At 63.4% G+C, this 24,170-nt stretch carries 18 protein-coding genes; 6 read left to right on the top strand and 12 right to left on the bottom strand.

Annotated features, from left to right (window positions below):
• Positions 1 to 4: 4 nt before the first annotated feature.
• Together OKC41_RS07895 and OKC41_RS07890 are read left to right on the top strand one after the other, a co-directional pair.
• Positions 5 to 1,024 (top strand): efflux RND transporter periplasmic adaptor subunit, encoded by a 1,020-nt coding sequence (locus OKC41_RS07895; RefSeq protein WP_270671892.1) that lies wholly within the window; start codon positions 5 to 7, stop codon positions 1,022 to 1,024.
• Complete coding sequence (locus tag OKC41_RS07890; protein WP_270671861.1) at positions 1,017 to 4,199, top strand: efflux RND transporter permease subunit; 3,183 nt, start codon at positions 1,017 to 1,019, stop codon at positions 4,197 to 4,199. Before OKC41_RS07895 ends, OKC41_RS07890 begins: the two co-directional genes overlap by 8 nt.
• Positions 4,200 to 4,232: 33 nt before the next feature.
• Here OKC41_RS07890 and OKC41_RS07885 read toward each other — a convergent pair whose 3' ends face one another.
• Positions 4,233 to 6,620 (bottom strand): diguanylate cyclase, encoded by a 2,388-nt coding sequence (locus OKC41_RS07885; RefSeq protein ID WP_270671891.1) that lies wholly within the window; start codon positions 6,618 to 6,620, stop codon positions 4,233 to 4,235.
• Between the two features lie 468 nt (positions 6,621 to 7,088).
• Between OKC41_RS07885 and OKC41_RS07880 the strand changes: the two genes are divergently transcribed.
• Complete coding sequence (locus tag OKC41_RS07880) at positions 7,089 to 8,102, top strand: lipoate--protein ligase (RefSeq protein ID WP_270671860.1); 1,014 nt, start codon at positions 7,089 to 7,091, stop codon at positions 8,100 to 8,102.
• Positions 8,103 to 8,278: 176 nt separating this feature from the next.
• The gene (locus OKC41_RS07875; protein ID WP_270671859.1) at positions 8,279 to 9,973 is read left to right on the top strand and encodes a pyridoxal-dependent decarboxylase; all 1,695 of its coding nucleotides are present in this window, start codon (positions 8,279 to 8,281) and stop codon (positions 9,971 to 9,973) included.
• A 73-nt stretch (positions 9,974 to 10,046) separates the two neighbouring features.
• Here the strand turns inward: OKC41_RS07875 and OKC41_RS07870 are convergent, their stop codons facing one another.
• The 7 genes from OKC41_RS07870 to OKC41_RS07840 form a co-directional block, all read right to left on the bottom strand.
• Positions 10,047 to 10,424, bottom strand: a complete 378-nt coding sequence (locus OKC41_RS07870) for a copper-binding protein (protein WP_270671858.1) — start codon at positions 10,422 to 10,424, stop codon at positions 10,047 to 10,049.
• Between the two features lie 46 nt (positions 10,425 to 10,470).
• Positions 10,471 to 13,593: an efflux RND transporter permease subunit gene (locus OKC41_RS07865; RefSeq protein WP_270671857.1), complete on the bottom strand. Its 3,123-nt coding sequence runs from the start codon at positions 13,591 to 13,593 to the stop codon at positions 10,471 to 10,473.
• Positions 13,594 to 13,666: 73 nt separating this feature from the next.
• On the bottom strand, positions 13,667 to 15,184 hold the full coding sequence (locus OKC41_RS07860; protein ID WP_270671856.1) for an efflux RND transporter periplasmic adaptor subunit: 1,518 nt from the start codon (positions 15,182 to 15,184) through the stop codon (positions 13,667 to 13,669).
• A 296-nt stretch (positions 15,185 to 15,480) separates the two neighbouring features.
• The gene (locus tag OKC41_RS07855; protein WP_270671855.1) at positions 15,481 to 15,957 is read right to left on the bottom strand and encodes a hypothetical protein; all 477 of its coding nucleotides are present in this window, start codon (positions 15,955 to 15,957) and stop codon (positions 15,481 to 15,483) included.
• A gap of 183 nt (positions 15,958 to 16,140) precedes the next feature.
• A complete protein-coding gene (gene xthA, locus OKC41_RS07850; protein WP_010673667.1) occupies positions 16,141 to 16,947 on the bottom strand; it encodes an exodeoxyribonuclease III in 807 nt (268 codons plus the stop codon).
• A 242-nt stretch (positions 16,948 to 17,189) separates the two neighbouring features.
• Positions 17,190 to 18,152, bottom strand: coding sequence for an ion channel (locus tag OKC41_RS07845; protein ID WP_270671854.1), 963 nt, complete (start codon positions 18,150 to 18,152; stop codon positions 17,190 to 17,192).
• Positions 18,153 to 18,212: 60 nt separating this feature from the next.
• On the bottom strand, positions 18,213 to 19,859 hold the full coding sequence (locus OKC41_RS07840; RefSeq protein WP_219595951.1) for a response regulator: 1,647 nt from the start codon (positions 19,857 to 19,859) through the stop codon (positions 18,213 to 18,215).
• Positions 19,860 to 20,129: 270 nt separating this feature from the next.
• Between OKC41_RS07840 and OKC41_RS07835 the strand changes: the two genes are divergently transcribed.
• The gene (locus OKC41_RS07835; protein ID WP_039039212.1) at positions 20,130 to 20,555 is read left to right on the top strand and encodes an Hsp20/alpha crystallin family protein; all 426 of its coding nucleotides are present in this window, start codon (positions 20,130 to 20,132) and stop codon (positions 20,553 to 20,555) included.
• Positions 20,556 to 20,596: 41 nt separating this feature from the next.
• Here OKC41_RS07835 and OKC41_RS07830 read toward each other — a convergent pair whose 3' ends face one another.
• The gene (locus OKC41_RS07830) at positions 20,597 to 21,640 is read right to left on the bottom strand and encodes an FAD:protein FMN transferase (protein WP_219595950.1); all 1,044 of its coding nucleotides are present in this window, start codon (positions 21,638 to 21,640) and stop codon (positions 20,597 to 20,599) included.
• 299 nt (positions 21,641 to 21,939) lie between these two features.
• Between OKC41_RS07830 and azu the strand changes: the two genes are divergently transcribed.
• The gene (gene azu / locus OKC41_RS07825; RefSeq protein ID WP_041213229.1) at positions 21,940 to 22,380 is read left to right on the top strand and encodes an azurin; all 441 of its coding nucleotides are present in this window, start codon (positions 21,940 to 21,942) and stop codon (positions 22,378 to 22,380) included.
• A gap of 67 nt (positions 22,381 to 22,447) precedes the next feature.
• On the opposite strand, the gene OKC41_RS07820 is transcribed toward azu, so the two are convergent.
• The 3 genes from OKC41_RS07820 to OKC41_RS07810 form a co-directional block, all read right to left on the bottom strand.
• Positions 22,448 to 22,903: a PD-(D/E)XK nuclease superfamily protein gene (locus OKC41_RS07820; RefSeq protein WP_052130404.1), complete on the bottom strand. Its 456-nt coding sequence runs from the start codon at positions 22,901 to 22,903 to the stop codon at positions 22,448 to 22,450.
• Positions 22,904 to 23,004: 101 nt separating this feature from the next.
• Positions 23,005 to 23,568, bottom strand: a complete 564-nt coding sequence (locus OKC41_RS07815) for a HutD family protein (RefSeq protein ID WP_041214820.1) — start codon at positions 23,566 to 23,568, stop codon at positions 23,005 to 23,007.
• 129 nt (positions 23,569 to 23,697) lie between these two features.
• Positions 23,698 to 24,120 carry a MarR family winged helix-turn-helix transcriptional regulator gene (locus OKC41_RS07810; protein WP_219595948.1) on the bottom strand — a complete coding sequence of 141 codons (423 nt, stop codon included), beginning with the start codon at positions 24,118 to 24,120 and terminating at the stop codon, positions 23,698 to 23,700.
• Positions 24,121 to 24,170: the final 50 nt, after the last annotated feature.

The following is a 24,170-nucleotide window of genomic DNA, read 5'->3' as shown; positions in this document are numbered from 1 at the left end:
CATGATGAACACAATCCGGTTGCTGGTGACCACCCTGCTGGTCATGACATCCACCCTGGTGGTGGCCGAGGAGGCCAAGGGGGCGCTGACGCTGACCCCGCAGCGCGTCACCGACTGGCTCACCCTGAGCGGTACCGTGAGCGCCATTCATCAGGGGACTGTCGCGGCCCAGACCAGTGGCCGCGTCTCCCGCATGCTGGTGGATGTGAACGACGAGGTACAGGCCGGGCAGCCCCTGCTCGAGATAAGCGGCAAGGAGCAGTCTGCCGCCGTGGCCGGCGCCGAGGCGCGGGTGGCCAGGGCCCAGGCCCAGCAGGTGGAGGCCGAGCGCCAGCTCACCCGTTATCAGGCCCTCATCGCCAAAGGGGTGATCACCCGGGCCCAGCTCGACAACGCCCAGGCAACGGATCGGGCCGCCCGCGCCGAGGTCAATGCCGCCGAGGCCGCCCTCATCCAGGCCCGGGAAGCCTACGGCTATACCCGTATCCTCGCCCCCTACGCCGGGGTGGTGACCAGGCGGCTGGTGGAGCTGGGGGAGACGGTGGCCCCCGGTACGCCGCTGCTCTCCGGTTTCTCCCTGGGCGAGCTGAGGGTGGAGCTGGAGCTGCCCCAGTCCGCGCTGGCTCTCGCCGGCCAGCCGTCGGATGTGCAGGTGCTGCTGCCCGGTGGCAAGGCCGTGACTCCCGTCAAGCTGACCCGCTTCAACTACGCCGACAGCCAGAGCCACAGTTTCCGGCTGCGTCTCGATCTGCCGCCGAACACGGCAGGGGTACTGCCCGGCATGTGGCTCAAGGTGCAGCTCAAACAGGGTGAGCGTCAGGTGTTGCAAGTGCTGGAGCCCGCCCTGCTGCGGCAGGGGGAGTTCAACGGCGTCTACCTCAAAGAAGGGGAGGGCTGGGCCCTGACCCCGGTGCGGGTCGGCCACTGCGAGGCTGGGCTGTGCGAGGTCCTGGCGGGTCTCAAGGGCGGTGACACCCTGGCCCCCGATGCCTGGAGCCGTCAACAGGAGGTGTCCCATGAGTAGCGAGCTGAACGGCAACCATGGCCACCTAGGGCCGGCGGGTCGGCTGGCGGCCCTGTTTCAGGGCTCGGCCATCACCCCGCTGCTGGCGCTGGTGGGGCTCTTGCTCGGCTTTTTTGCCGTGCTGGTGACCCCCAAGGAGGAGGAGCCCCAGATCGATGTCACCTTCGCCGACGTCTACATTCCCTTCCCGGGAGCCAGCCCGGCAGAGGTGGAGTCCCTCGTCACCACCCCTGCCGAGCAGGTGGTCTCCCAGATAAAGGGGATAGATACCCTCTACTCCTTCTCCCAACCCGATGGTGCCCTGCTGGTGGTGGTGTTCAAGGTGGGGGTGAGCCGGGAGCAGGCCATCGTGGATCTCAACAACCAGCTCGACTCCAACCGCGACTGGTTGCCACAGGGGATCGGAGTCGGTCAGCCGCTGGTAAAACCCCGGGGGATCGATGATGTTCCCATCGTCAGTCTGACCTTATGGAGCAAAGATTGGAGCAAAGAGGGGAGCAAGCAGCTGGGGGCCCCCGATCTGACCCGGGTCGCCCATGAGCTGGAGACCGAACTCAAGCGCATTCCCGGTACCCGCGATATCTACACGCTGGGCAGCCAGAGCGCCGTGCTGCGGGTGATGCCGGACCCGGCGGCCCTCAGCGCCCATGGCATCAGCTGGGGCGAACTGAGCCAGCGTCTCTCTGCCGCCAACCGGGTGGGCAGCGAGCAGGCCGTGGTGCAGGATAACCGGGAAATCAAGGTGCAGGTGGGGCAGTTCCTGCAAAGCGAGCAGGAGGCTAGAGAGCTGGTGGTGGGGTTGCACGACGGCAAGCCGGTCTATCTGGGGGATGTGGCCCGGGTGGCGCTTGGGGAAGAGACCCCGGTCCAGCGCAGCTGGATGGGGCAGGGGGATCGCAGTTATCCGGCGGTGACCCTGGCCATCGGCAAGCAGCCGGGGCAGAACGCGGTGGAGGTGGCCAAGCGGGTGGAGGCACGGGTCGAGAGCCTCAGGAATCGGCTCATCCCGGCTGGCGTCGAGGTGACGGTGACCCGTGACTACGGCGTCACCGCCGAGACTAAATCCAACACCCTCATCGGCAAGCTCATCTTTGCCACCACGGCGGTGGTATTGCTGGTGCTGGTGAGCATGGGGTGGCGCGAGGCGCTGGTGGTGGGGGTCGCCATCGTCATCACCCTGGCACTGACCCTGTTTGCCAGCTGGGCGTGGGGCTTTACCCTCAACCGGGTGTCCCTCTTTGCCCTTATCTTCTCCATCGGCATCCTGGTGGATGACGCCATCGTCGTGGTGGAGAACATCCACCGCCATCGCGGCCTGGGCAAGGGGTCGCTCAAGGATCTCATTCCGGGCGCGGTGGACGAGGTGGGGGGGCCGACCATACTGGCGACCCTGACCGTCATCGCGGCCCTGCTGCCCATGGCCTTCGTCAGCGGCCTGATGGGCCCCTACATGAGCCCCATCCCCATCAATGCCAGTATGGGGATGCTCATCTCCCTGCTGGTGGCCTTTATCTTCTCCCCTTGGCTGGCGAGCCATTTGCTCAAGGGGGAGGCGCACGGTGCCCACGGCGAGGCCAAGGCTGGTCTCTTTCACCGGCTGATGACTCCTTTCCTGATCGGTGATGGCGCCAAGCGCGCCAGACGCAAGCTCTGGCTGGTGGTGTTGCTGCTGGTCGGGGCTGCCGCCGCCATGCCCATGGTGCAGTGGGTAGTGCTCAAGATGCTCCCCTTCGACAACAAGTCGGAATTCCAGCTGGTGCTCGACATGCCGGAGGGGGCGACCCTGGAGCAGACCGAGCGCACCCTGCTGGCGGTGGGTCGGGAGCTTGCCAGGGTGCCCGAGGTGAAGGATTACCAGATCTACGCCGGCACCGCCGCCCCCATCAACTTCAACGGGCTGGTGCGCCACTACTTCATCCGCAGCGGCGCCAACGTGGGTGATATTCAGGTCAATCTGGTGGACAAGCATGAACGGGATCGCAGCAGTCACGAGATTGCCCGGTCGGTGCGTGCGCCCTTGCAGGCCATCGCCAGTGCGGCAGGGGGCAACCTCAAGGTGGTGGAGGTGCCCCCGGGACCGCCTGTCTGGTCGCCCATTGTCGCGGAAGTGTATGGCCCGACGCAGGCCGCCCGTGAAGCCGCTGCCCGCGCCGTACAGGCCCGCTTTGTGGCCACGGCGGATCTGGTGGACGTGGATATCTATCTGACCGACCCCCAGCCCAAGTGGCGGCTGGTGGTGGATCGCGCCCAGGCGGCCCTGCTCGGGGTCGATCTCGGGGATCTGGTGGCGACCCTCAACGGGGGCGTGGGTTATCAGGATGCCAGCTGGCTGCAGGGGCAAGGCGCCAAGTATCCGGTGCCGATCCGCATCGAGCTCGCCCCCGGTGACAAGCGGGATCTGACCGGCATTCTGGCTCTCAAGGTGCGCAGCCAGAGCGGCCAGCTGGTGCGGGTCTCCGAGCTGGTGAGCCGTCGTGACGAGGTCGCCCCCAGTTACCTCATGCACAAGAACATGCAGCCCATGGTGATGGTGGTGGCTGACATGGGCGGCCATGCCGACAGCCCGCTCTACGGCATGTTTGCCGCCGGTGCCGACATCTCGCTGCCACAGTATTACGTGCATCAGCCCGACAAGCTGGGGGAGGTGGCGCTCTTGTGGGACGGGGAGTGGAAGATAACCTACGAGACCTTCCGCGACATGGGGCTGGCCTACGGGGTGGGGATGATCCTCATCTACCTGCTGGTGGTGGCCCAGTTCCGCTCCTATCTGGTGCCGCTCATCATCATGGCCCCCATTCCGCTCACCCTCATCGGGGTGATGCCGGGTCACGCCCTGCTGGGGGCCCAGTTCACCGCCACCTCGATGATCGGGATGATTGCGCTGGCCGGGATCATCGTGCGCAACAGCATCCTGCTGGTGGATTTCATCGAGCAGCAGCGGGCGAGTGGCATGGCGTTCGAGCAGGCGGTGATCGAGGCGGCGCAGGTGCGAGCCAAACCCATCATGCTGACGGCGCTGGCGGCCATGATAGGGGCGCTTTTCATCCTGGATGACCCCATCTTCAATGGCCTCGCCATCAGCCTTATCTTCGGGATCCTGGTTTCCACCCTGCTCACCCTGGTGGTGATCCCGCTGCTCTACTACAGCCTGCTCGTTCGCCGAAGTCAGAGGTAAACACAGGGGGCACGTGCCCCCTGTTTTCGGGTATCACACCGCCTCGCGGGCATCGCAGGTTTTCATCAGGGGGAAATAACGGCGATCCGCCTGGCTCATGTGACCCACGACCAGCTCCTGGATGATGAAGTTGAGCAGGGCGTCGTTGCCAAGGGTGCCCGCCTGTGCGGCCGCCATCAGCTGACCGGCTTTTTTCAGCAGATGCTGGTGCTCCTGGCGATGGGCCGCCAGCTCCTCATAGCCATATTGCGCGAGGACCTGCTCTTCGAGGAGGAAGTGCTGGCGCGCCATCTCGAATATCTGCGCCATGTCTGCCAGCAAGGCATCCGGATGGATGCCGGGATCCTGCATGTGCTCGAGCAAGCGGTTGGCCAGCAGGTAGAGCTGGCGGTGGTCCGCATCGATGCGGGGGTGGCCGCATGCGTGGGCGGGCTGCCATTGCAGGGTGCCGGGGAGAGGATCCTGCCCGGTGGAAAACAGGCAGACCCTGCCCCGGCCATGGTGCTTGGCTTGATACATGGCCTGATCGGCGTGGTGCATCAGGGTCTTGGGGTCGGTGCCGTGATCCGGATAGAGGGCGACCCCTATGCTGCCGGAGATGCGCAGCGCCTGCTGCTCAAGCTGGAAGGGGTGATGCAGGCAGTGGTGCAGCTTGTCGGCGACCGCGAGGGCCGAGGCATCCGTATCGGGCAGCATGATGACGAATTCGTCCCCCCCAAGGCGTGCCACCAGATCTTCTTCCCTGACGCACTCCCCCATGCGCTCGGCCACCAACTTGAGCAGCAGGTCGCCGGTTTCGTGGCCGAAGGTGTCATTGATGGGCTTGAAGTGGTCGAGATCGATGAAGACCAGGGCCAGGGGCTGCTGGGGAGCCTGCTCCAGGGTCTCCTTTAGCCGCTGTTGCAGCAGGCGGCGGTTGGCCAGGCCGGTGAGGGGGTCATAGAAGGCGAGGCGGCGCATCATCTCCTCCCGGGCCGAACGTTCGGTGACATCCCGGGTCACCCCCAAAATGGCGTCCGGTCTTGTGCTGGCGCTGCCATGCAAGGTAGTGACCGTCTCGATGGCCACCAGATGACCCTGCTTGTGGCGCAGCTGGGAGTGGATGACGCACCGGGTCTGCCCATGATCCCCCCGTTGCCAGGCCTCGAGGGAGGCGGTGATGCCGTCGCGAAGCTGTTTCCAGGACTCATCGGGGAGCAGCTGGCGCAGGGAGAGGGCAAAGAGTTCGGCGGGCTCATAGCCGCTCAGGGACGCGATGGCGGGGCTGATGTAACGAAAACGCAGGCTGTCGGTGTCCATGGTCCAGATCACGTCGCCGCTGTTCTCCGCCACGAAACGGTAGTGCTGCTCGCGCTGGGCCAGTTCCCGGGTGAGCCGCTGTCGGTCACTGGCCTCTTCCCGCAGACGCAGATAGAGGTGCAGGAAGACGCCGAGCAGGGCCAGCAGGGAGAAGGAGATCAGCATGGCGATGGCCACGCTCCTGTCGAGCAGTTGGCGCTGCTGGCGAAGGCTCGCCTGGGTACTGTTGTAGAGGAAGGGGGTGAGGTTGGGCACCGCCTTGATCATCCCGGCCTCCTGGTAGGTGCGGGCGATCTGCTGCCAGCGATCCTGCTGCATGTAACCGGGCTCGATGATGTCGGGCTGCATCAGGGCCCGGGTTTCACGGGCCTCGAAGGCGAGCGCCTCGCGCCCGGCCCCGCTGGGGTAGTGCTCCAGGATCAGGTTGATCATCTCCTCGGGATGATCCATGGCATAGCGCCACCCCTTGAGGTTGGCCTGCAAGAAGCGCTGGACCCGTTCCTGCTGGTTGATGACCTCACTCTCCGAGGTGAAGAGGTTGTCTCCGTAGAAGTCGTACCCGATGTCGCGGGGACTGAACACCCGGTAGGGAATGCCCTGTTGCTGCAGGGTGAAGGGCTCGGTTGTGCTGTAGGCGCTGATGGCGTCCGCCTGGCCCCTCAGCAGTGCCTGTACCCCCCGCTCGTAGGGCAGGGTCTCCCACTGCCTGCTGCGAGTGTAGCGATGCAGGTAGGTGAGCAGCTCGTTGGAGCCGGGTTCGAGCATCAGCCGCTTGTTGGCCAGATCGCCCGGGGTCTGGATATCCGGCCGCTCCAGGGTGATGAGCATCAGGGGGGAGTGCTGCAACATGGCGGCGAGCACCACCACTGGGCGACCAGCTGCCCGGGCCAGCAGCAGATCGCTGCCGCGGATGCCGAACTGGGCGCGACCCGTGGTGACTTCATTGATGACGTCGGTGCCCGGCCCCGCCTCCCGCAGGGTGACCTGCAGACCGGCCTCCTGGTAGAACCCCTTGGCGATGGCGGCGTAGTAACCGGCAAACTGGAACTGGTGCTGCCAGGAAAGTTGCAGGATGACGCGCTCATCCGCCCTGAGGGGAGCCGTGGTCAGGGTGGCAATCATCACCCAGAAGGGCAGAAGCCAGCGTACAGGCTGGCGAGATGCATCGGACTCCGTCATACCGCTGTTCTCTCGGGAGGTGCTCTTCTGGCTAGAGTCAAACAATTTCCTGCCATTCGCAAGGGGAGCAGGCCCCAATAAGATGGGGCGCGGGAGGTATTAAAAGTCATTTTTGTGTCATTCATCACGTCAACGGGCATCACGGCTCGTTTTGAAACCTTGTCAACCCGTCACCGGCCCGTTGAAAAGGGCATTAGGTGTCATTCCAGGAGGGATGGCAGCCGCCTCTCTTCTCGCCTGTTAATGATAAACTGCGTGTTTTCGGCGACTCCCTCTTGTCTTCTCCTGTCGTATCAGAAGTTGATGCTTTTGCCCCGATCGGGTGTCGACCTGTGGCGGTCGGGGGACGCCTTCCTCCGTTCAGGGTGGTATGGTAGTCATCCGTTTCCTGTTTTCCGAGAAGGTCCTGTCATGTCTTCCTTGCGCCTGCTGCTCTCCGACTCCCACGATCCTTTGTTCAACCTCGCGGTGGAGGAGTGCATCTTTCGCCAGATGGACCCGGCCCAGCGGGTGCTGTTCCTGTGGCGCAACGACAATACGGTGGTAATAGGCCGGGCCCAGAACCCCTGGAAGGAGTGCAACACCCGCCGCATGGAAGAGGACGGGGTGACCCTGGCCCGGCGCAGCAGCGGGGGCGGCGCCGTGTTCCACGACCTTGGCAACAGCTGCTTCACCTTCATGGCGGGCAAGCCCGGCTATGACAAGAGCGTCTCCACCACCATCGTCATCGATGCCCTCGCCAGACTCGGCGTGAGCGCTTTTGCCTCCGGGCGCAACGACCTGCTGGTGGCGACCCCGGACGGGGATCGCAAGGTGTCGGGTTCGGCCTACCGGGAGACCCATGATCGCGGCTTTCACCACGGTACCCTGCTGCTGGATGCCGATCTCGGCCGCCTCGCCCACTACCTCAATCCCGACCCCAAGAAGCTGGCGGCCAAGGGCATCAGCTCGGTGAGAAGCCGGGTGGCGAACCTTGGCGAGCTGCTGCCTGGTCTGGATCATGAGCAGGTGGTGCAGGCCCTGTGCGACGCCTTCTTTGCCCATCACGGTGAGGTGGTGCAGCCCGAGCATATCTCCCCCGAGCGGATGCCCGACCTGCCCGGCTTTGCCGAGACTTTTGCCCGCCAACGCAGCTGGGAGTGGAACTTCGGCCATGCTCCCGCCTTCAGCCACCTGCTGGAGGAGCGCTTCCCCTGGGGCGGGGTCGAGCTTCATTTCGACGTGGAGAAGGGGGTGATAGGAAGGGCACAGATCTTCAGTGACACCCTGGACCCTGCGCCCCTGGATGACCTGGCCGCACGCCTGCCCGGGGTGGCCTATCGTCCCGACGCCATCGACGAGTTGCTGCGTCAGTGGCGGGCGGCGTTTTCGGCCAACTCCGAGCTGGAAGGATTCTCGGCATGGCTGCTGACCGCCCTGCGCTGACCTTGCCCATGACCAGGATCACAAGATGAACAGGGGAAAAGAGGGGAGAGGGGGCGCGGCGCCCGTCAGGGCGCCAACATGACAAAAAGTAGGGCAGACCATTAGTTATTGTCTCTGTTGATAGAGGTGTCACTGGAGTATAAAAACCGCACCTCAGCAGTATCAATGGTATAAAAATGAATCACTTGGTCTATCTGAAAGATGAGGGCGTCAACGCCGTCTCCCCCGAATTCGCCCGCCGTTTTGCCACCGTCAAAGCCCACTTCTTCTCACGCAATCCCGATCTCTGGCCGGTCTTTCGCGAGCCCGGCTTTGCCACCCTCAACGAGTTTCGCGCCCGTGGACTGGCGCCGGATGCGCGGCTCAATGCCTGGCCCGATGGTCGCGCCCGTCTGGCGGATCTCTGCGAAACCATGCCGGTGCCAGCCACCATGCGCACGCCGGGGGAGCCCATGGCGGAGCTGCTGTTTGCCGGCGCCTTGTCAAAGGATTGGGAGAACCCCTCCAGCGTCGAGAACGTCATCACCATGTCGGCGGATCCCGCCATCTATGGCGCCCAGATGGGCATATTGGCCAATCCCAACCTGGTCTACTCCGAATACGCCGGGGTTGCCGAGGAGCTGGAAAAGAAAGTGGTGCGCCAGATAGCGCTGCTGGCGGGTTACGACCCGGCCCGCGCCACCGGCATCTTCACCCAGGGGGGGACGTTTTGTAACCTCTACGGCTACCTGCTCGGCATCCGCAAGAGCCTGCCACAGGCCAAGCACAAGGGGCTCGGTCATTATCAGGACTACCGCATCATCAACTCCCAGGGCGGTCACTACTCCAATATCACCAACCTCTCCCTGCTCGGGGTGGACATCGAGAACAAGACCATCCGCATCCAGGTCGGCGAGAACAACGACATCGATCTCGACCACCTCGAACGTACCCTGACCGCCTGCTTCTCCCTTCACCACGTGGTGCCCACCATCATGCTCACCATGGGCACCACCGACACCTTCGGGGTGGATAGGGTCAAACCCGTGGTCGAGCTGCGGGATCGCCTCTGCGAGCGGTTCGAGGTGGCGGTCAGGCCCCACATCCACGTCGACGCCGCCATCGGCTGGTCGATGATCTTCTTCCTGGATTACGACTTTGCCGCCAACCCGCTCGCCATCAACGCCGCCACCCTGGCGGGGATCGAGCGCAACGTGAGCCGCTTCGCCGAGCTCAGATACGCCGACTCCTTCACCGTGGACTTCCAGAAGTGGGGCTATGTGCCCTACACCTCCAGCCTGGTGATGATAAAAGAGCAGAGCGATCTCAAGGCGATGGAGAACGATCCGGAGAACTTCTCCTACTTTGAGCGGGACATCCAGGGTCAGACCCACCTGCAATCCACCATCGAGTGCTCCCGTGGGGCGAGCGGCCTGTTCGGTGCCTATGCGGCCCTCAACTACCTGGGGGTGGAGGGGTATCGCACCGTGCTGGCCCACTGCCTGCAAAACGCCAACTACTTCCGCTTCCGGTTAAGCCAGCTCGGCAACGTCAAGCTGGTGGCCCAGGAGAATCAGGGGCCCAGTGTCGGCTTCAAGCTCTACAACCCCGAGTGGGTGCAGGACCCGGAAGCCGAATTCGCCTTCGAGCTGGCCCGCAGCCCGGATGCGGCCTACAAGGCGCGGCTGGCACGCAACACCGACTACCACCGCAGCCTGTTCAAGGGACGCGGCAAGGTGGGGCTCTACACCAACTGGGTGGAGGCGGTGGCGCACTCGGAATACGACGAGCGTGGCAAGTACTCCTATATCGCCGGGGAGAAGGCGGTCTTCATGAACCCCGCCTGCGGCCGTGAGCAGATCGACGCCTTTATCGCGCATATTCGTGGCTGAAGAGCCGCATCTTGTGATGTCATAAATAAAAACGGCGGGATAATCCCGCCGTTTTTATGGCTCAAGGCAGTGGTTACCGTTTCTGGATAGCGGTCACGGTGAGCTTGCCGGCCGGGTTTTCGGCGTGAAAGCGCACCGCATCCCCCACCTTCAGATCCTTGAGCAGGTCCGTATCGGCCACCCGAAAGACCATGGTCATGGGGGGCATCTTGAGGTTGGTGATCGCCTCGTGCCTGATCCCGACCTTGCCGCTCGCGGCATCGAGGCGGGTGATGGTCCCCTTGGTCAGGGTCTGCTCGGTTTGCATGGCGGCCATGTCGTGGCCCTCATGGTTCATCCCCTCCATTTGCGCCATGTCGTGGCCCTGATGGTTCATCATCTCGGCAGCCTGCAGGCCGGTGTGGGTGGCAAGGCCCAGCAGCAATGTCAGGGTCAGCGTCTTGTAGTTCATGGTGTTTTCCTTCAATCGTTCAGTCGAAAAGGGTTGGGAAATCGGGTCATTCGGATTGTTGATAAGCAGGCAGGCTGCGGCTGCGCCAGAGGTAGTAGGCGGCGGGCAGCACCAAGAGGGTCAGCACCAGCGCGCTCACCATGCCGCCGATCATGGGGGCGGCGATGCGCTGCATCACCTCGGAGCCGGTGCCGTGGCTCCACATGATGGGCAGCAGGCCGGCGATGATGGTCACCACCGTCATCATCTTGGGGCGCAGGCGCAGGGCGGCGCCGTGGATCACCGCACGATGCAGCCCCGCCTGGTCCGGCTTGCCGCTGGCCACGAGCTCATCCCAGGCGTGGTTGAGGTAGACCAGCATCAGGACGCCAGTCTCCACCGCCACCCCCGCCAGGGCGATAAAGCCCACCCCGACTGCCACCGAGAGGTTGAAATCGAGCAGCCAGAGGGTCCAGATCCCGCCCACCACCGCCAGCGGCAAGGTGGTGAGAATGAGCAGCACCTCCTGGAAGCGGCGAAACGCCAGATAGAGCAGCAGCACGATAATGGCGACGGTCAATGGCACCACGTAGGCGAGGCGTGCCTTGGCCCGCTCCATGTACTCGTATTGGCCGGACCAGGTGAGGGCGTAGCCCGCCGGCAGCACCAGCTGCTTGCCCACCTCGGCCTTGGCTTCATCGACGAAGGAGCCGATATCGCGGCCGCGAATATCGACGAAGACCCAGCCGTTGAGGCGCGCGTTTTCACTGCGCAGCATGGGCGCCTCGTCGCTGATGTAGACCCGCGCCACGTCCGCCAGCGCGATGCGGGCACCGCTCGGGGTCACCAGCGGCAGCAGCTCGAGGCTCGCCACCGAATCGCGATAGCTCTGGGGATAGCGCAGGTTGATGGGGTAACGCTCGCGCCCCTCGATGGTCTGGCCCACCTCCATGCCGCCCACCGCGGTGGCGAGCACCGCCTGCACGTCGGCGATATTGAGGCCGTAACGGGCCGCTTTCAGCCGGTCGATGTCCACCTTCACATAGCGGCCGCCCGCTACCCGCTCGGCGTAGACCGATGAGGCGCCCTCCACCTTGCCGACGATCTGTTCCAGCTGCTGGCCGAGCTGCTGGATCACCTTGAGATCGGGCCCCGCAATCTTGATGCCCACCGGGGTCTTGATGCCGGTGGCCAGCATGTCGATGCGGGTCTTGATGGGGGGCACCCAGGCGTTGGTGAGGCCGGGGAAGTGGATGAGGGAGTCGAGCTCTTCTTTCAGCTTCTCCGGGGTCATGCCGGGGCGCCACTGATCGCGGGGCTTGAGCTGGATGCTGGTCTCCATCATCACCAGATCGGCTGGGTCGGTGGCCGATTCGGCGCGGCCTGCCTTGCCGAACACGTTCTGCACCTCGGGCACGGTGCGGATCAGCTTGTCGGTCTGCTGCAAAATCTCCCGCGCCTTGCCCACCGAGATATTGGCTGCTGTGGTGGGCATGTACATGATGTCCCCCTCGTCCAGCGGCGGTATGAACTCGGAGCCCAGGTACTTGAGAGGCCAGAAGCCCGCCACCGTCACCACGGCGGCGATGGCCAGAGTGGTTTTCGGACGGGCCAAGACGGCTTTCAGCAGCGGCACATAGCCCTGGCTCAGCCAGCGGTTGAGCGGGTTGGCCTGCTCCGCCATCACCTTGCCACGGATGAAGTAGCCCATGATCACCGGCACCAGCGTGATGGCGAGCGCCGCAGCGGCAGCCATGGCATAGGTCTTGGTGTAGGCGAGGGGGTGGAACATCCGCCCCTCCTGCGCCTCCAGCGCGAACACCGGCAGGAAGCTGATGGTGATGATCAGCAGGGAGAAGAAGATGGCGGGGCCCACCTCGATGCTCGCCTCGGTGATGATGCGCCAGCGGTTCTTGTCGGTGAGCGCCTCCCGCTCCATGTGTTTGTGGACGTTCTCGATCATCACGATGGCGCCATCCACCATGGCGCCGATGGCGATGGCGATGCCGCCGAGCGACATGATGTTGGCGTTGATCCCCTGCAGGTGCATGACGATAAAGGCGGTCAGGATGGCGATGGGCAAGGAGATGATCACCACCAGGGACGAGCGCAGGTGGAACAGGAAGGCGAGGCAGACCAGCACCACCACCGCGAACTCCTCCACCAGCTTGCCGGAGAGGTTGTCGATGGCGCGCTGGATAAGGTCGGAGCGATCGTAGACGGTGACCACCTCCACCCCCTCTGGCAGGCTGCTCTTCAGCTGGGCGAGCCGCGCCTTGACCCCGTCTATGGTGTGCTGGGCATTCTCGCCATAGCGCATGACGATGATGCCGCCCACCACCTCCCCTTCACCGTTGAGCTCGGCCAGGCCGCGCCGGCTCTGGGGGCCGGTGACCACATCCGCCACGTCGCCCAGCAGCAGTGGGGCGCCGCGTACATTGGTACCGAGCGGGATCTGCTTCAGATCCTCGACGCTCTTGAGGTAGCCATTGGAGCGCACCATGTACTCCGCTTCCGCCATCTCGATGACGGAGGCACCGGTCTCCTGATTGCCCTGCTTGATGGCGGTCTCGATTAGGGAGAGCGGAATGCCGTAGGCGCGCAGCTTGTCCGGGTCGACCCGCACCTGATACTGGCGCACCATGCCGCCCACGGTGGCGACCTCGGAGACCCCGTCCACCGTCTGCAGCTCGTACTTGAGGAACCAGTTCTGCAGGGAGGTGAGCTCGCTCAGGTCATGCTTGCCGGTTCTGTCCACCAGCGCGTACTGATAGACCCAGCCCACCCCGGTTGCATCGGGGCCGAGCTGGGGACGGGCAGAGGCAGGCAGGTTGGGGGCAACCTGGCTCAAATACTCCAGCACCCGGGCACGGGCCCAGTAGAGGTCGGTGCTGTCGTCAAACAGCACATAGACGAAGGAGTCGCCGAAGAAGGAGTAGCCGCGCACCGTGGTCGCCCCCGGTACCGCCAGCATGGCGGTGGTGAGCGGGTAGGTGACCTGATCCTCCACCACCTGAGGTGCCTGGCCCGGATAGGCCGTCTTGATGATCACCTGCACATCGGAGAGATCCGGCAGGGCGTCTACCGGGGTCTGCTTGACCGACCAGAGCCCCCAGGCGGTGAGCATGAGGGTCAATAGCAGTACCAGGAAGCGGTTGCCGATGGACCAGCGAATAATCGACGGGATCATGATTGGGCTCCTTGCTCATTGGGTGCAGAGAGCTGAGCCTGTTTGTCGACAAGGTAGCAAATGATGGAAGGGATCATGGCTTGGCTCCCATATTGTGCTGGCTATGGTCCATGCCTTCCATCTTGCCCATCTCATCCGTTGCTGGCTTGGCGTCGTCGTCAGTAGCGGGTGCCTTCTCCTGATGGATGGTGGTGATGCGGTACTCATCCCCCTCCTGCATCACTTGCAGGTGCAGGGTCTGCCCCTCGGCCAGCTGGCTGATGTCGACCCCCTCGGCAACGCTGAACTCCATCTCCATAGCGGGCCACTGCCACTCGGGGATGGGCTGGTGGGAGACCATCAGGGTACGGTTGGCCAGATCGATGCTTTCAACCTCGCCCTGGGTCCACACCTGGGCGGGGCGCACCGCCGTCATGCGCTGGAAGTCAGAATCGATGGCCGATTCGGAGTCGAGCAGGAACTGGGCCGAGCTGACGATGCTGTCCCCAGCCTCTACCCCTGCCTTGATGGCGACCTTGTCGCCAAACTGGGGGCCCAGAGTGACGGCCACCGACTTGAAGCTGCCATCCCCCAGCGCCAGCACCAGCCTGTCCTGGCTGCCGGTGCGGATCACCGCTTCGCTCGGCACCACCAATTGCGGCTCACCCTTGCCCGCCTGAATGCTCACCTTGGCGAACATATTGGGTTTCAGAAACTCGTCCGGGTTGGCGAAGCGCAGCCGCACCTTGAGGGTGCGGGTGGTGGCATCCAGGGTCGGGTAGAGGTAATCGACCCGGCCCTGCCAGTGGCGGCCGGGGGCATAGTCGAGGGTCATGGTGACCGGATCGCCCACCTTCAGCTGGGCCGCCTGGCGTTCGAACACCTCGGCACTGACCCACACCTGCTTGAGGGGGCTGATGTTAAAGAGCGCTGCGGCGGGCTCCACATACTGGCCTTCGCGCACCTTCAGCTCGGAGACATAGCCGCTGCTGGGGGCATAGATGCGCACCGTCTCCTGCACCTGGCGGGTGCGCTTGAGAGCAGCTATCTGATCCGCCGGCACCTGCAGGGATTTAAGCTTGCCCTCGGCGGCGCGCAGCAGCAGGGGGTTGGCTGTGTTGAGGGCGAGCAGATACTCGTGTTGGGCGTTGACCAGATCCGGGGCGTAGAGCTCGTAAATCAGACTCCCCTTGCTCACCTGCTGCCCCTCGCTCTTGATGGCGAGGGTGCGGATCCAGCCTGCCATGCGGGCGTTGACCGCCTCCAACCTGTCCTCGTCGTAACCGACATAGCCCACCGTTTCGATCTGCTGGTGGATGGGCAGCTTCTCCACCTTGGCGAGCCGCACCCCCAGGTTCTGCTGGATCTCGGGGCTGATGGTGACAGTGCCCGGTGAGCCGCCCTGTTTTTCCTCATAGACGGGGATGAAGTCCATCCCCATGTTGTCCTTGGCGGGGGCATCGCGCTTGTCGCGGGGATCCATGGGGTTGACCCAGTAGAGCGGCGTCTTCTCCTTGGCAGCGGAGCCAGCAGTGGTCTGTTTGGCGGCCCAGTAGCCGCCACCGGCGCCGAGGGCCAGCAGCAGGGCGGACATCAACAGTGTCTTGTTCATGACAAGCCTCCGGCGCGAGTCTGCATGCAGAAAGTGCAGGAGGATAAGGTGCCCGCGAAGGCAGCAACCTTGGACGGTGAAAAGTAGGCTGGTGACATAATACGTCTTCTCTTGTGCAGGCCGCCGGTCGGGTGAGGTGCAAGGCATCACCCAAGGGATTGGCGGCAAACGGGGCGCAGCTGTGTCAGCGCGCACGGCTCCCTGTGAGCGGGCCGGTTTGGCCGGGGCACAGGGTCAGGCAAGGCGGCAGAAAACGGGCAAGCCGAGGCTTGTTGCTGCCGCGAGAGAAGCGCTTTCTAGTGGCGCAGCACCGACAACATCAGGTGTCGGCGTGGCCAGGAGGGGGGATGGGTGCCGCGGGATCGCAGGAAGGGATCCCGCAACCAGTTGTCCAGCAGGGGGGCGAGGCGCCACGAAGGGAGCAACAGCAGGGGAAGCAGCAGTGACAGCAGCAGGCCGAGCAGGGGCGGCGCACTGGTGGCGCCGAAGAGGCCGCTCTGCATCTGGCACTCCTCCCCGGGCGGGGCCGCCTCACTCTGGGGGCCGCCGTGGCAGGAGAGGGAAGCTGTGTCGGCCTGGTGCATGGCGGTGTGCTGCACCGGCTCGCTCTGGTGCAGTCCATGATGCGCCGGAGCCAGGATGGATGCGGATGCGTCACTTGGCAGGGCGGTGGCCGCCCCATGCCAGCCGATGCACAGGGTGAGATTGCAGACGAGCATCAGCCCCAGCAACAGCCGGGCGATGAACGTGGTGGGCAATCTCGATGAGAGCATGGGTGGTTTCCCTGTGACGGATGGGCCGAATCTAAACCTTGCCGAAAGGAGAAGGTCAAGGCCTGGCAAGCACCGTCTGCCTGGGAATTGACATGGATTAAGAAAGGGCGGGGCAGTGAACAGAAAAAGCCCCCGCATGGGCGGGGGCAGGTTCTTTTGGCGAGGGCTAGCCTGGCGTGGGGATCAGGCGAAGCAGGTCCAGATGGGGGCGTGATCCGAGGGTTTGTCGATGCCGCGCAGCTCGTAGTCGATGCCGGTCTCGGTCACTTTGTCCTTGAGGGCGTCGGAGGCCATGATGAGGTCGATGCGCAGGCCCCGGTTCTCGTCAAAGCCCCTGGAGCGGTAGTCGAACCAGGAGAAGCGCTCGCACTCGGTGGGGTTGGCGGCGCGGAAGGTGTCGGTGAGGCCGAACCCCTTGAGCCGCTCCATCCATTCCCGCTCGATGGGCAGGAAGGAGCACTTGCCATCCCGCAGCCAGCGCTTGCGGTTCGCCTCGCCGATGCCGATGTCGAGATCCGTGGGGGAGATGTTCATATCCCCGATCAGCGCTATCTGGTCGTCCGGGGTGTGGTGGGTCTCGAGGTAGTGCTGCAGGTCTTCATAGAACTTCTGCTTGGCCGGGAACTTGGTCTCGTGATCCTGGCTCTCCCCCTGGGGGAAGTAGCCGTTCATCACCTTGATGACGGAGCCGTCTTCCCGCTTGAAGCTGGCCATGATCATGCGGCGCTGGGCATCTTCCGGATCGGTGGGGAAGCCCTTTTGCACCTCGATGGGAGCCTGCTTGCTCATGATGGCGACCCCGTAGTGCCCCTTCTGGCCGTGGAAGACCACGTGGTAGCCCATGGCCTCCACGTCCGCGACCGGGAAGGCTTCGTCGTGCACCTTGATCTCCTGCAGGCCGATCACGTCCGGCTGGTGCTTGTCGATAAGGGCTTGCAACTGATGAAGACGGGCACGCAGGCCATTGATATTGAAAGAGATGATCTTCATGTTCGGGGTGCTCATGTCGTTTTTGTTCGTCGCTTATTGGACTAGGAATCCGCGATGGATGCAAGTTCGGGGGCTGTGACTGGCGCAGCGGCTCGGGAATCTGTTCACGATCTGTCGCGAGAGTCTGTCAGCAAGGTGACGCGCAGCAGAGGAACCTGAGTGCATGGGAGCGCCTGGCGACACACAAGCGAGCAGCACATGAGCCTTGGAAGCAGCCTCCCAGCAAGATCGTGGACTGGTTTCTAGCGGGTCATCTTCTTGACAAACACCACCACGAACAGTGCCAGCGTGAAGCTGCCGGTAAAGGCTTCGAAGGCGGCGAAGATCCGCGACAACCCCACCGGGGTGAAGTCCCCATACCCCAGCGTGGTGAAGGTCACCACGCTGTAGTAGAGGCACTCCATCAGGAAGATGGCGTTCTGCTCCAGGGGGGCGTCCGGGCGATAGATGAGGTGGGTGCCCGCGAAGTTGAGGCCGCAGAAGAAGTAAAAAATGCTGCAGATGACGATGAGCAGCAGGGAGAAGAGCACCACCCGCATCGGGGCCTCGCCGTAGCCGCAGAAGAGATCCACTATCCAGGAGGCGAAGCGGCGGTAGGACCAGAACGGCATCTGCAGGCGGCGCATGGTGAGCTCATGCCGGATGTAGCGACCGGACATGGTGAAGATGCCCTGGGCCTCCGAGGCCTTGCGCAGATCCCGGTAGGTTTCCTCCGCCTCCTTGAACCAGACGCGGGCCTGCGCCGGGTCCCGCTCGCGGCGCCCCTTTCTGTCCTGCATCAGCCGCTTGCCCGTCTCCAGGTTGTCGAGGCGGGTGTTCTTCCAGCGGATGCCGAGCAGGTTGACGTCGTCGAGGGTGGCGCAGTGGAGGTTCGCTTCGCTCAGATCGGCCTTCATCAGGCTGCCGCCCTTGATGCGAATGCCGTAGAGATGGGCACCTCGCAGGTTGGCGCGATAGAGGTTGCACTGCTCCAGCAAGAATCCCTCCGGACCCTGCCTGTTCACCAGGTTGAGATCCGCCAGCTCGGCGCGGGCCAGTTGCAGGCCGTGGCACAGGCCTCCCTGGCGCACATAGCGCTCCAGCGCCTGGGCGGTATCAGGGGTGTTGTGGGCCGCAGCGGGGTCGTGCCAGCGGCAGAGATCATGATCCCCTGCCTCTTCGGTGCAGTGGCGGCCATCGGCCACCAGGTATCGGCACATTGCCATGGTGTTGCCCCTCCCTTCCCTGAGTCAGTATCAGCATAGGTGAGGGGAGGAGGGGGGATATCAGCTGTGCTGATGATATTCCTGGCGCAGCTTGCGAAAACGTTCCTGCTGGGCGGGGTTGAGGGGGATGCCCTCCAGCACCTCCAGGGTCTCCTTGCACTCGGCGCCAAACTCCGGGCTCTTGCGGTTCTTCTGCATGAGTTGCAGCAGCACCTGGATCTTGTTGAGGGCGGCGCCGGTATTGGCGGGCGCCCGGCGCAGGGCCTCGCGAAAGTGGCCGAGGGCCTGCTCCAGCTCCCCGGCCTGATAGGCCTTGATGCCCAGATCGTTGAGCTGCTGATAGCGCTGGCGCCGCTCCTGCACCGTCTTGTCATCCCGGGTCACCTGGATGCAGGTGGTGAGCAGCCGATCCTCATCCTCCGCCAGCAGGGATTGCAGGCTCTCGGCGTACTCGAACTCCCCGAGCTGATAGAGGGCGAGTATGGTCTCGCCAAGGAGGGCCGGAGGCATGGTGGCGGGCTCGTCCAGCCAGTTCTGGTTGGCGCGATAGAGCATCTTCTTGCCCTTTAGCAGCTCCCCCAGGGCGATGCGCACCCGGGCCTGGCAGATCTGCTCGAACACCGGGTAGTTGAACTCCGACATCATCAGGGAGTCGCGGATGCGCGACAGGGCGGAGTTCACCTGCTTTTGCAGGTTGGCGATGTGGTAGCCGTCGTTGCTGTTGAGGGCGTAGAGAGTGAGGGTCTGGATATAGGCCCCGAGATAATGGGGCGTGCGGTGGATCGAGTTGCGCGACAAGTCGATGAGGGCGAGCAGCACGTCCTTGGCCTGGGTGTAGTCGTGCCGTTGCAGGCACACCTCCGCCAGACGGCGGGAGAGCTGCACCGACTGGGGAGAGATGTCCACCGCCCGGCGCAGCTCCTGCTGGGCTTGCTCGTCATTGCCCAGCGCCAGCAGGGATTCCGCGAGCCAGAGGTAAGCCTCCACCATCAGGGGGGTGTGTTTCAGGGTGGCTTGCAGGTGACTTACCGCCTCCTCGTGCAGACCCAGGGTATGGCACGCCTTGCCCAGGGTGAGGCGAGCCCAGCTGTTCTCCTGCCCCGCCAGCAGCTGGCGCATCAGGCTGCGGGCCTCCTTGGCCTGGCCCAGCTTGAGCTGGGTATCGGCCTGCAGGCAGCGGCAGAAGTTGGCAAAGCGGGGCACCGCGTCCGCCTGTTTGGCACAGGCCTCCACCAGGGCGGGCAGATCGTCCCGGGTGAGGGCGCTGAAGACGCTCTCCAGCGCCTGGCGCCGGGCGAGGGCGCGTTTGAGGCGAAACGAGAACTGCTCCTGGGAGAAGGGCTTCATCAGGTATTCGTCGGGCTCGGCTTCCAGCGCGCTCAGCACCATGGCGCGGGAGCCGTCGCTGCTGACCATGATCACCACGCTCTGGGGCGGAATGAGTTGCTGATCCCGCAGGCTCTCCAGCAACTGGCGGCCGTTCTCGCCCGCCCCCAGCTCATAGTCGAGCAGATAGATGTCGAAGCTCTCTTTCTGGCAGCGGCGGCGCGCCTCGTCGGCGGAGTTGGTGTAGGTGATGCGGTTGATGCCGATGTTGATCAGCATCGCCTTCATCATCATCTGGAAGGAACGCTGTTCGTTGACCAGCAGGATGCGCTTGGGCTTGGGCTGGGGTTTCTTCTCGGGTACGGAGTCCGGTGTCTGCATCTGTCTGGCATCAAGGCGCTACGGGCTGGTGGGAGAAGTGTGCCACCAAAGTCCGCAGGCAGGCAATTGCACATGGGGAGGCCCCCCGGTTTTTCCCGCAGACCTTGGGTGAAAAAAAGGGTGTCTTGCCTTTGATCCCGGTCAAGGGAAGGCGAGTTGGCACTGGCAGGCGACGTCCCGGTTTTTAGACTTGAAGAGCGTCAGCATGCGGGAGGCGGCAGAGGGCAGGGTGCCCGTCTGCTCCCTTGCCCGCTCACAAGGAGGGATCAGATGAGTTTGCTACCAAGTCGCACCAGCCTGTTTGATGATCTGTTCCACGACATGGCCTCCGGCTTCTACATCCGCCCCCTGCACGGGGACCCGTTGCCCAGCCAGATCAAGCTGGATCTGCGGGAGAGCGGGGATGACTACCTGCTGCAGGCGGAATTGCCCGGAGTGGCGAAGGAGGACATCCACGTGGACGTGCACGGCAAGCTGGTGACCCTGAAGGCGGAGATCCGCCAGTTTGACAGCCAGAACAAGGATGAACGGGCCCTGCGCAGCGAGCGCTACTATGGCAGCGTGTCGCGCAGCGTCGAGCTGCCGGTGGAGGTGTCGCCAGAGCAGGTGAGCGCCCGCTTTGACAACGGCATCCTCACCCTGCGCCTGCCCAAGCAGGCGGCCAGCCCCGCGCCCCACCGCATCCCCATCGAATAGGCGGTCAGTGAACGAGGCCCCGCACTGCGGGGCCTCGTCATTCAGGGCTGCTTGCGCACCAGATAGGGAGCAAACTCGGGGGTGTGGCTGGCGGCAAAGCCCGTGGCGGTCTTCTCGATGAGATAGACCGCCAGCTTGTGCTCCCTGGCAAAGGCCATCGCCCGCTCGGGGCCCATCACCATGAGGGCGGTGTCGAGGGCATCGGCCTCCAGGGCCGTGGGGGTGATGACGGTGGCGGAGACCAGCTTGTGGGTCACGGGCTCGCCGGTGGCAGGATCGATGATGTGGGAGTAGCGCTTGCCGTCGAGCTCGTAATAGTTGCGATAGCTGCCGGCGGTGCTCACCGCCATGCCGTTCGGGGTCACCACGTCTTCGATGGCGCCCGGTCTGTCCGAGGGCTCGACGATGGCCACCCGCCAGGGATTGCCCTTGTCGTTGTGCCCCTTGCTGCGCACCGCCCCCGCCACCTCGATGAGGTAGTTGTGGACCCCTTTTTGTTCCAGCAGCCCGGCTATCTCGTCGGAGGCCGCCCCCTCGCCCAGGGTGGAGAGATCCAGATAGAGGTCTGGGATGGCCTTGCCGAGCAGGAAGTGATCCCCCTCGGGGGTCAGGGTGAGCTTGTCGATGCCGACCCGCTCCCGCGCCTTGGCGATCTGCTCTGCGCTGGGTCGCCTGACCGGGCGCTTGTCCGGCCCGAACCCCCACAGATTGACCAGGGGCCCCACGGTGACATCGAGAACCCCCCGGGTGAGGTGCCCGGCGTCAATGCCCTGTTGCACAATCTTCGCCATGGTGGCCGGGATGACCTGGGGGGGCTGCCCCGTTCCCTGATTGAAGCGGGAGATGAGGGAGCCCGGATCATAGGTGGAGATCTCCTTGTTCAGGCGTGCCAGCAGTGCCTCCACCTCCTGATGCAGTGCCCCCTGTCCGCCGGGGAAGGGGTCGCTCAGGGTCACCGCATAATAGGTGCCCATGGTATTGCCCTGGATGCGGGTCTGGGTCGGGGCCGGCTGGCAGGCGCCAAGCAGCAGGATCAGGGAGAGCAGCAGGGTGCGCGCCAGCGCAGACGCAAAGGGGAACTTCATCTCTCATTCTCGCGGGAGTCATCGACGGGGGAGCAGCTTAGCCAACGGCTGCGGTGTTGGCGAGTGGCCGTGGGCGGGAAGGCCGCAAATAATTAAGCCGGAGGGGAATTTGATCAACCCGCTTTGGGCCCGGGGTCGGGAGAAAAGAAGTGACCGGGCCCTCAGGCTGGCCCAAAAGCCATCGTCCTTCGGCGACATTTGAATACAATGAAGATCGATCCTGACAGCATCTTTGCGGGTCGCGCCCACGGGGGCGAGATGCCTGTGCTGTCATCCTTCGTCAATCAAAGGAGAAAATGATGAAAAAGGTGTTAACCCTGCTGCTTCTTGGCTCCCTCGCCACCCCGGTCCTGGCCGACGAGTGCGCACTGGTGATCGAAGGCAATGACGCCATGCAGTACAACCAGACCGCGATGAGCGTGCCGGCCACCTGCAAGGAGGTGACGGTGACCCTCAATCACACGGGCAAGCTGCCGGTGGCCAACATGGGCCACAACTGGGTGCTGGCCAACACCGCCGACTATCAGGCCATCGCCACCGCCGGCATGAGCGCCGGGGTCGATCACGACTACCTGCCCAAGGATGACCCCAGGATCCTGGCCCACACCAAGTTGGTGGGGGGCGGCGAGAGCACCAGCGTCACCTTCAAGACCGACGGCCTGGCGGGCAAGGATCTCACCTTCTTCTGCTCCTTCCCGGGCCACTTCGCCCTGATGAAGGGCAGCTTCAAGGTGGGGTAGTGCCAAGGGTCGTGTCGCCGCCAGCACAAGCAAAAGCCGGGAGGGTCCCGGCTTTTTGTTTTGACCCTTATAGCCAGAGGGTAAACTCCGCCAGGTCATAGCATTTGATATTCTTTTCTGCGCACTTCGTTGCTTCAGACTTCAACCATTCGAATGCTGCTTTTTTGTGCCCTTGGCCTTCAATCAAGATAATGACATTAGGTTCTGGTGCTTTATGGGCACTTTGTAAAAAGAAAGGAAACTTACGGTCAACTGAGCCTGAAACCTGTTGTTGGTGAGGTTCCACTCTAGTCAAGCCATCGAGTGGATGGTTAATGACAAAAGCACTAAAGGCTTTCAATCCATACAGATCTTCGTAGGGGACTCTAGTCTTGAACGTCTTGGGAATAGCAAGGTTATTTCCTTCTGCATATTTAAATTCCTCTAAGATGCCCCTTATTTTTGTCTGCAACTGTTGATTACTTTTTTCTTCTTCAGTACTGAGCTCAGGTGGTGCTTCAAATCCGTCCAATGTGTATTGCATAGGATCTCTCATCACATAAACCAGAGAGACCCATGCTACTCCCATGAGGCCAAATATCAATCTTCAGATGATTTTTTGGCCTAGTCATAAATGGGCTGCGGTTATTGTACGTTTGCTTGCAGGGTAAAGAAGGCGAGGGTGGTCTTCTTCCCGCACTCGAAGCGGATGCTCTCCTCCCCCTGCACCACCAGGGTCTCGCCCGGTGCGACCTGTTGCCCCTGCACGGTGAGCTGGCCCTCCAGCAGGTGGCAGAGGTAGCACTTGTCCGCCTCCAGGGTGAGGCTGAGGGGGAAGGGCAGGTTCAGCACCCGCACGTTGGCGCTGATGCGCGCCGGGTGGTAGATGAGCCCGAGATCCGTCACCTCTTTTTTCAGCAGCTCGCAGCGGGTCTCGTCATCCCCGCTGAAGTGGGCCGCCTCGAAAGTGGCGTAGGGGTGGCCGTTGAGCACGAAACCGGCACCGCTGACGGGCAGCAGGATGCGCTGGTAGCCGGGAAAGCGGGAGAAACTCCCTGCTTCCTTGATGGGGGCCGAGCTCAGCCGGTAGTCAAAGTCGAGCTTGTCCAGGGTCGAACCAGGGGGGGAGATCAGGATCTGGGCCGTGGTGCCCTGCCTGTTCTTCCAGGGCATTTTCAACTGGTCGGACTCTTTAATCAGGGTGATCACGATGGCGCCTCGGCGGGAAGGGGAGAGTGGGGCCAGTGATACCATCTCCGGGAGTGGCTCACAAGGCGCCGCCAGCGCAGGCCGCGCTGGTTGGCCACAAATCAGGCAGCGGCCCCCCTGACGCTGACCCTAATCGGTCGACTCAAGCCCTTTTTCTATCTTGTCCAGCAGTTGCTGCAACTGCGCTATCTCCGCCGGCGTCAGCAGGGAACACAGCCGTTCGTCGAGCCGTGCGGCCTCCTGCTCCCCCTGGTTGACCCGCTCGCAGGCCAGCGGGGTCAAGGCCAGACAGATGCTGCGTCTGTCAGTGGGATGGGGCCGCTTCTCGATGAGCCCCTGTTTCTCCATCTCCTGCAGCAGGCGCGTCACCTGCGCCTTGTCGCGGCCCGACCGCTGCGCGATGAGCTGCGGCGTGGCGGGATCCAGCGCATGGATCAGTTGCAGCACCTTGTAATGGAGGGGGCTAAGGGCGATCTGCTGTGCCCGGAAATGCTGGGTCATGGCGATTTTGTACTGATCGAGGATCCGGAAGAGGCGATTTGATAACATCATGGTTGATAAAGTCAACTTAAAAGAGTTTAATTGATTTTATCAACCATGTG

The sequence above is a fragment of the Aeromonas sp. QDB17 genome (assembly GCF_027705305.1).
Classification (GTDB): domain Bacteria; phylum Pseudomonadota; class Gammaproteobacteria; order Enterobacterales; family Aeromonadaceae; genus Aeromonas; species Aeromonas caviae.
This window is presented reverse-complemented; position numbering and strand designations above follow the sequence as displayed.

What these genes read in the sequence shown, in the direction of transcription:
- OKC41_RS07890 (WP_270671861.1), top strand. Translation starts at nt 1,017, where the DNA reads ATGAGTAGCGAGCTGAACGGCAACCATGGCCACCTAGGGCCGGCGGGT.
- OKC41_RS07870 (WP_270671858.1), bottom strand. Translation starts at nt 10,424, where the DNA reads ATGAACTACAAGACGCTGACCCTGACATTGCTGCTGGGCCTTGCCACC.
- OKC41_RS07875 (WP_270671859.1), top strand. Translation starts at nt 8,279, where the DNA reads ATGAATCACTTGGTCTATCTGAAAGATGAGGGCGTCAACGCCGTCTCC.
- xthA (WP_010673667.1), bottom strand. Translation starts at nt 16,947, where the DNA reads ATGAAGATCATCTCTTTCAATATCAATGGCCTGCGTGCCCGTCTTCAT.
- OKC41_RS07885 (WP_270671891.1), bottom strand. Translation starts at nt 6,620, where the DNA reads ATGATTGCCACCCTGACCACGGCTCCCCTCAGGGCGGATGAGCGCGTC.
- OKC41_RS07820 (WP_052130404.1), bottom strand. Translation starts at nt 22,903, where the DNA reads ATGCAATACACATTGGACGGATTTGAAGCACCACCTGAGCTCAGTACT.
- OKC41_RS07865 (WP_270671857.1), bottom strand. Translation starts at nt 13,593, where the DNA reads ATGATCCCGTCGATTATTCGCTGGTCCATCGGCAACCGCTTCCTGGTA.
- OKC41_RS07880 (WP_270671860.1), top strand. Translation starts at nt 7,089, where the DNA reads ATGTCTTCCTTGCGCCTGCTGCTCTCCGACTCCCACGATCCTTTGTTC.
- OKC41_RS07810 (WP_219595948.1), bottom strand. Translation starts at nt 24,120, where the DNA reads ATGATGTTATCAAATCGCCTCTTCCGGATCCTCGATCAGTACAAAATC.
- OKC41_RS07835 (WP_039039212.1), top strand. Translation starts at nt 20,130, where the DNA reads ATGAGTTTGCTACCAAGTCGCACCAGCCTGTTTGATGATCTGTTCCAC.
- azu (WP_041213229.1), top strand. Translation starts at nt 21,940, where the DNA reads ATGAAAAAGGTGTTAACCCTGCTGCTTCTTGGCTCCCTCGCCACCCCG.
- OKC41_RS07840 (WP_219595951.1), bottom strand. Translation starts at nt 19,859, where the DNA reads ATGCAGACACCGGACTCCGTACCCGAGAAGAAACCCCAGCCCAAGCCC.
- OKC41_RS07855 (WP_270671855.1), bottom strand. Translation starts at nt 15,957, where the DNA reads ATGCTCTCATCGAGATTGCCCACCACGTTCATCGCCCGGCTGTTGCTG.
- OKC41_RS07845 (WP_270671854.1), bottom strand. Translation starts at nt 18,152, where the DNA reads ATGGCAATGTGCCGATACCTGGTGGCCGATGGCCGCCACTGCACCGAA.
- OKC41_RS07860 (WP_270671856.1), bottom strand. Translation starts at nt 15,184, where the DNA reads ATGAACAAGACACTGTTGATGTCCGCCCTGCTGCTGGCCCTCGGCGCC.
- OKC41_RS07830 (WP_219595950.1), bottom strand. Translation starts at nt 21,640, where the DNA reads ATGAAGTTCCCCTTTGCGTCTGCGCTGGCGCGCACCCTGCTGCTCTCC.
- OKC41_RS07895 (WP_270671892.1), top strand. Translation starts at nt 5, where the DNA reads ATGAACACAATCCGGTTGCTGGTGACCACCCTGCTGGTCATGACATCC.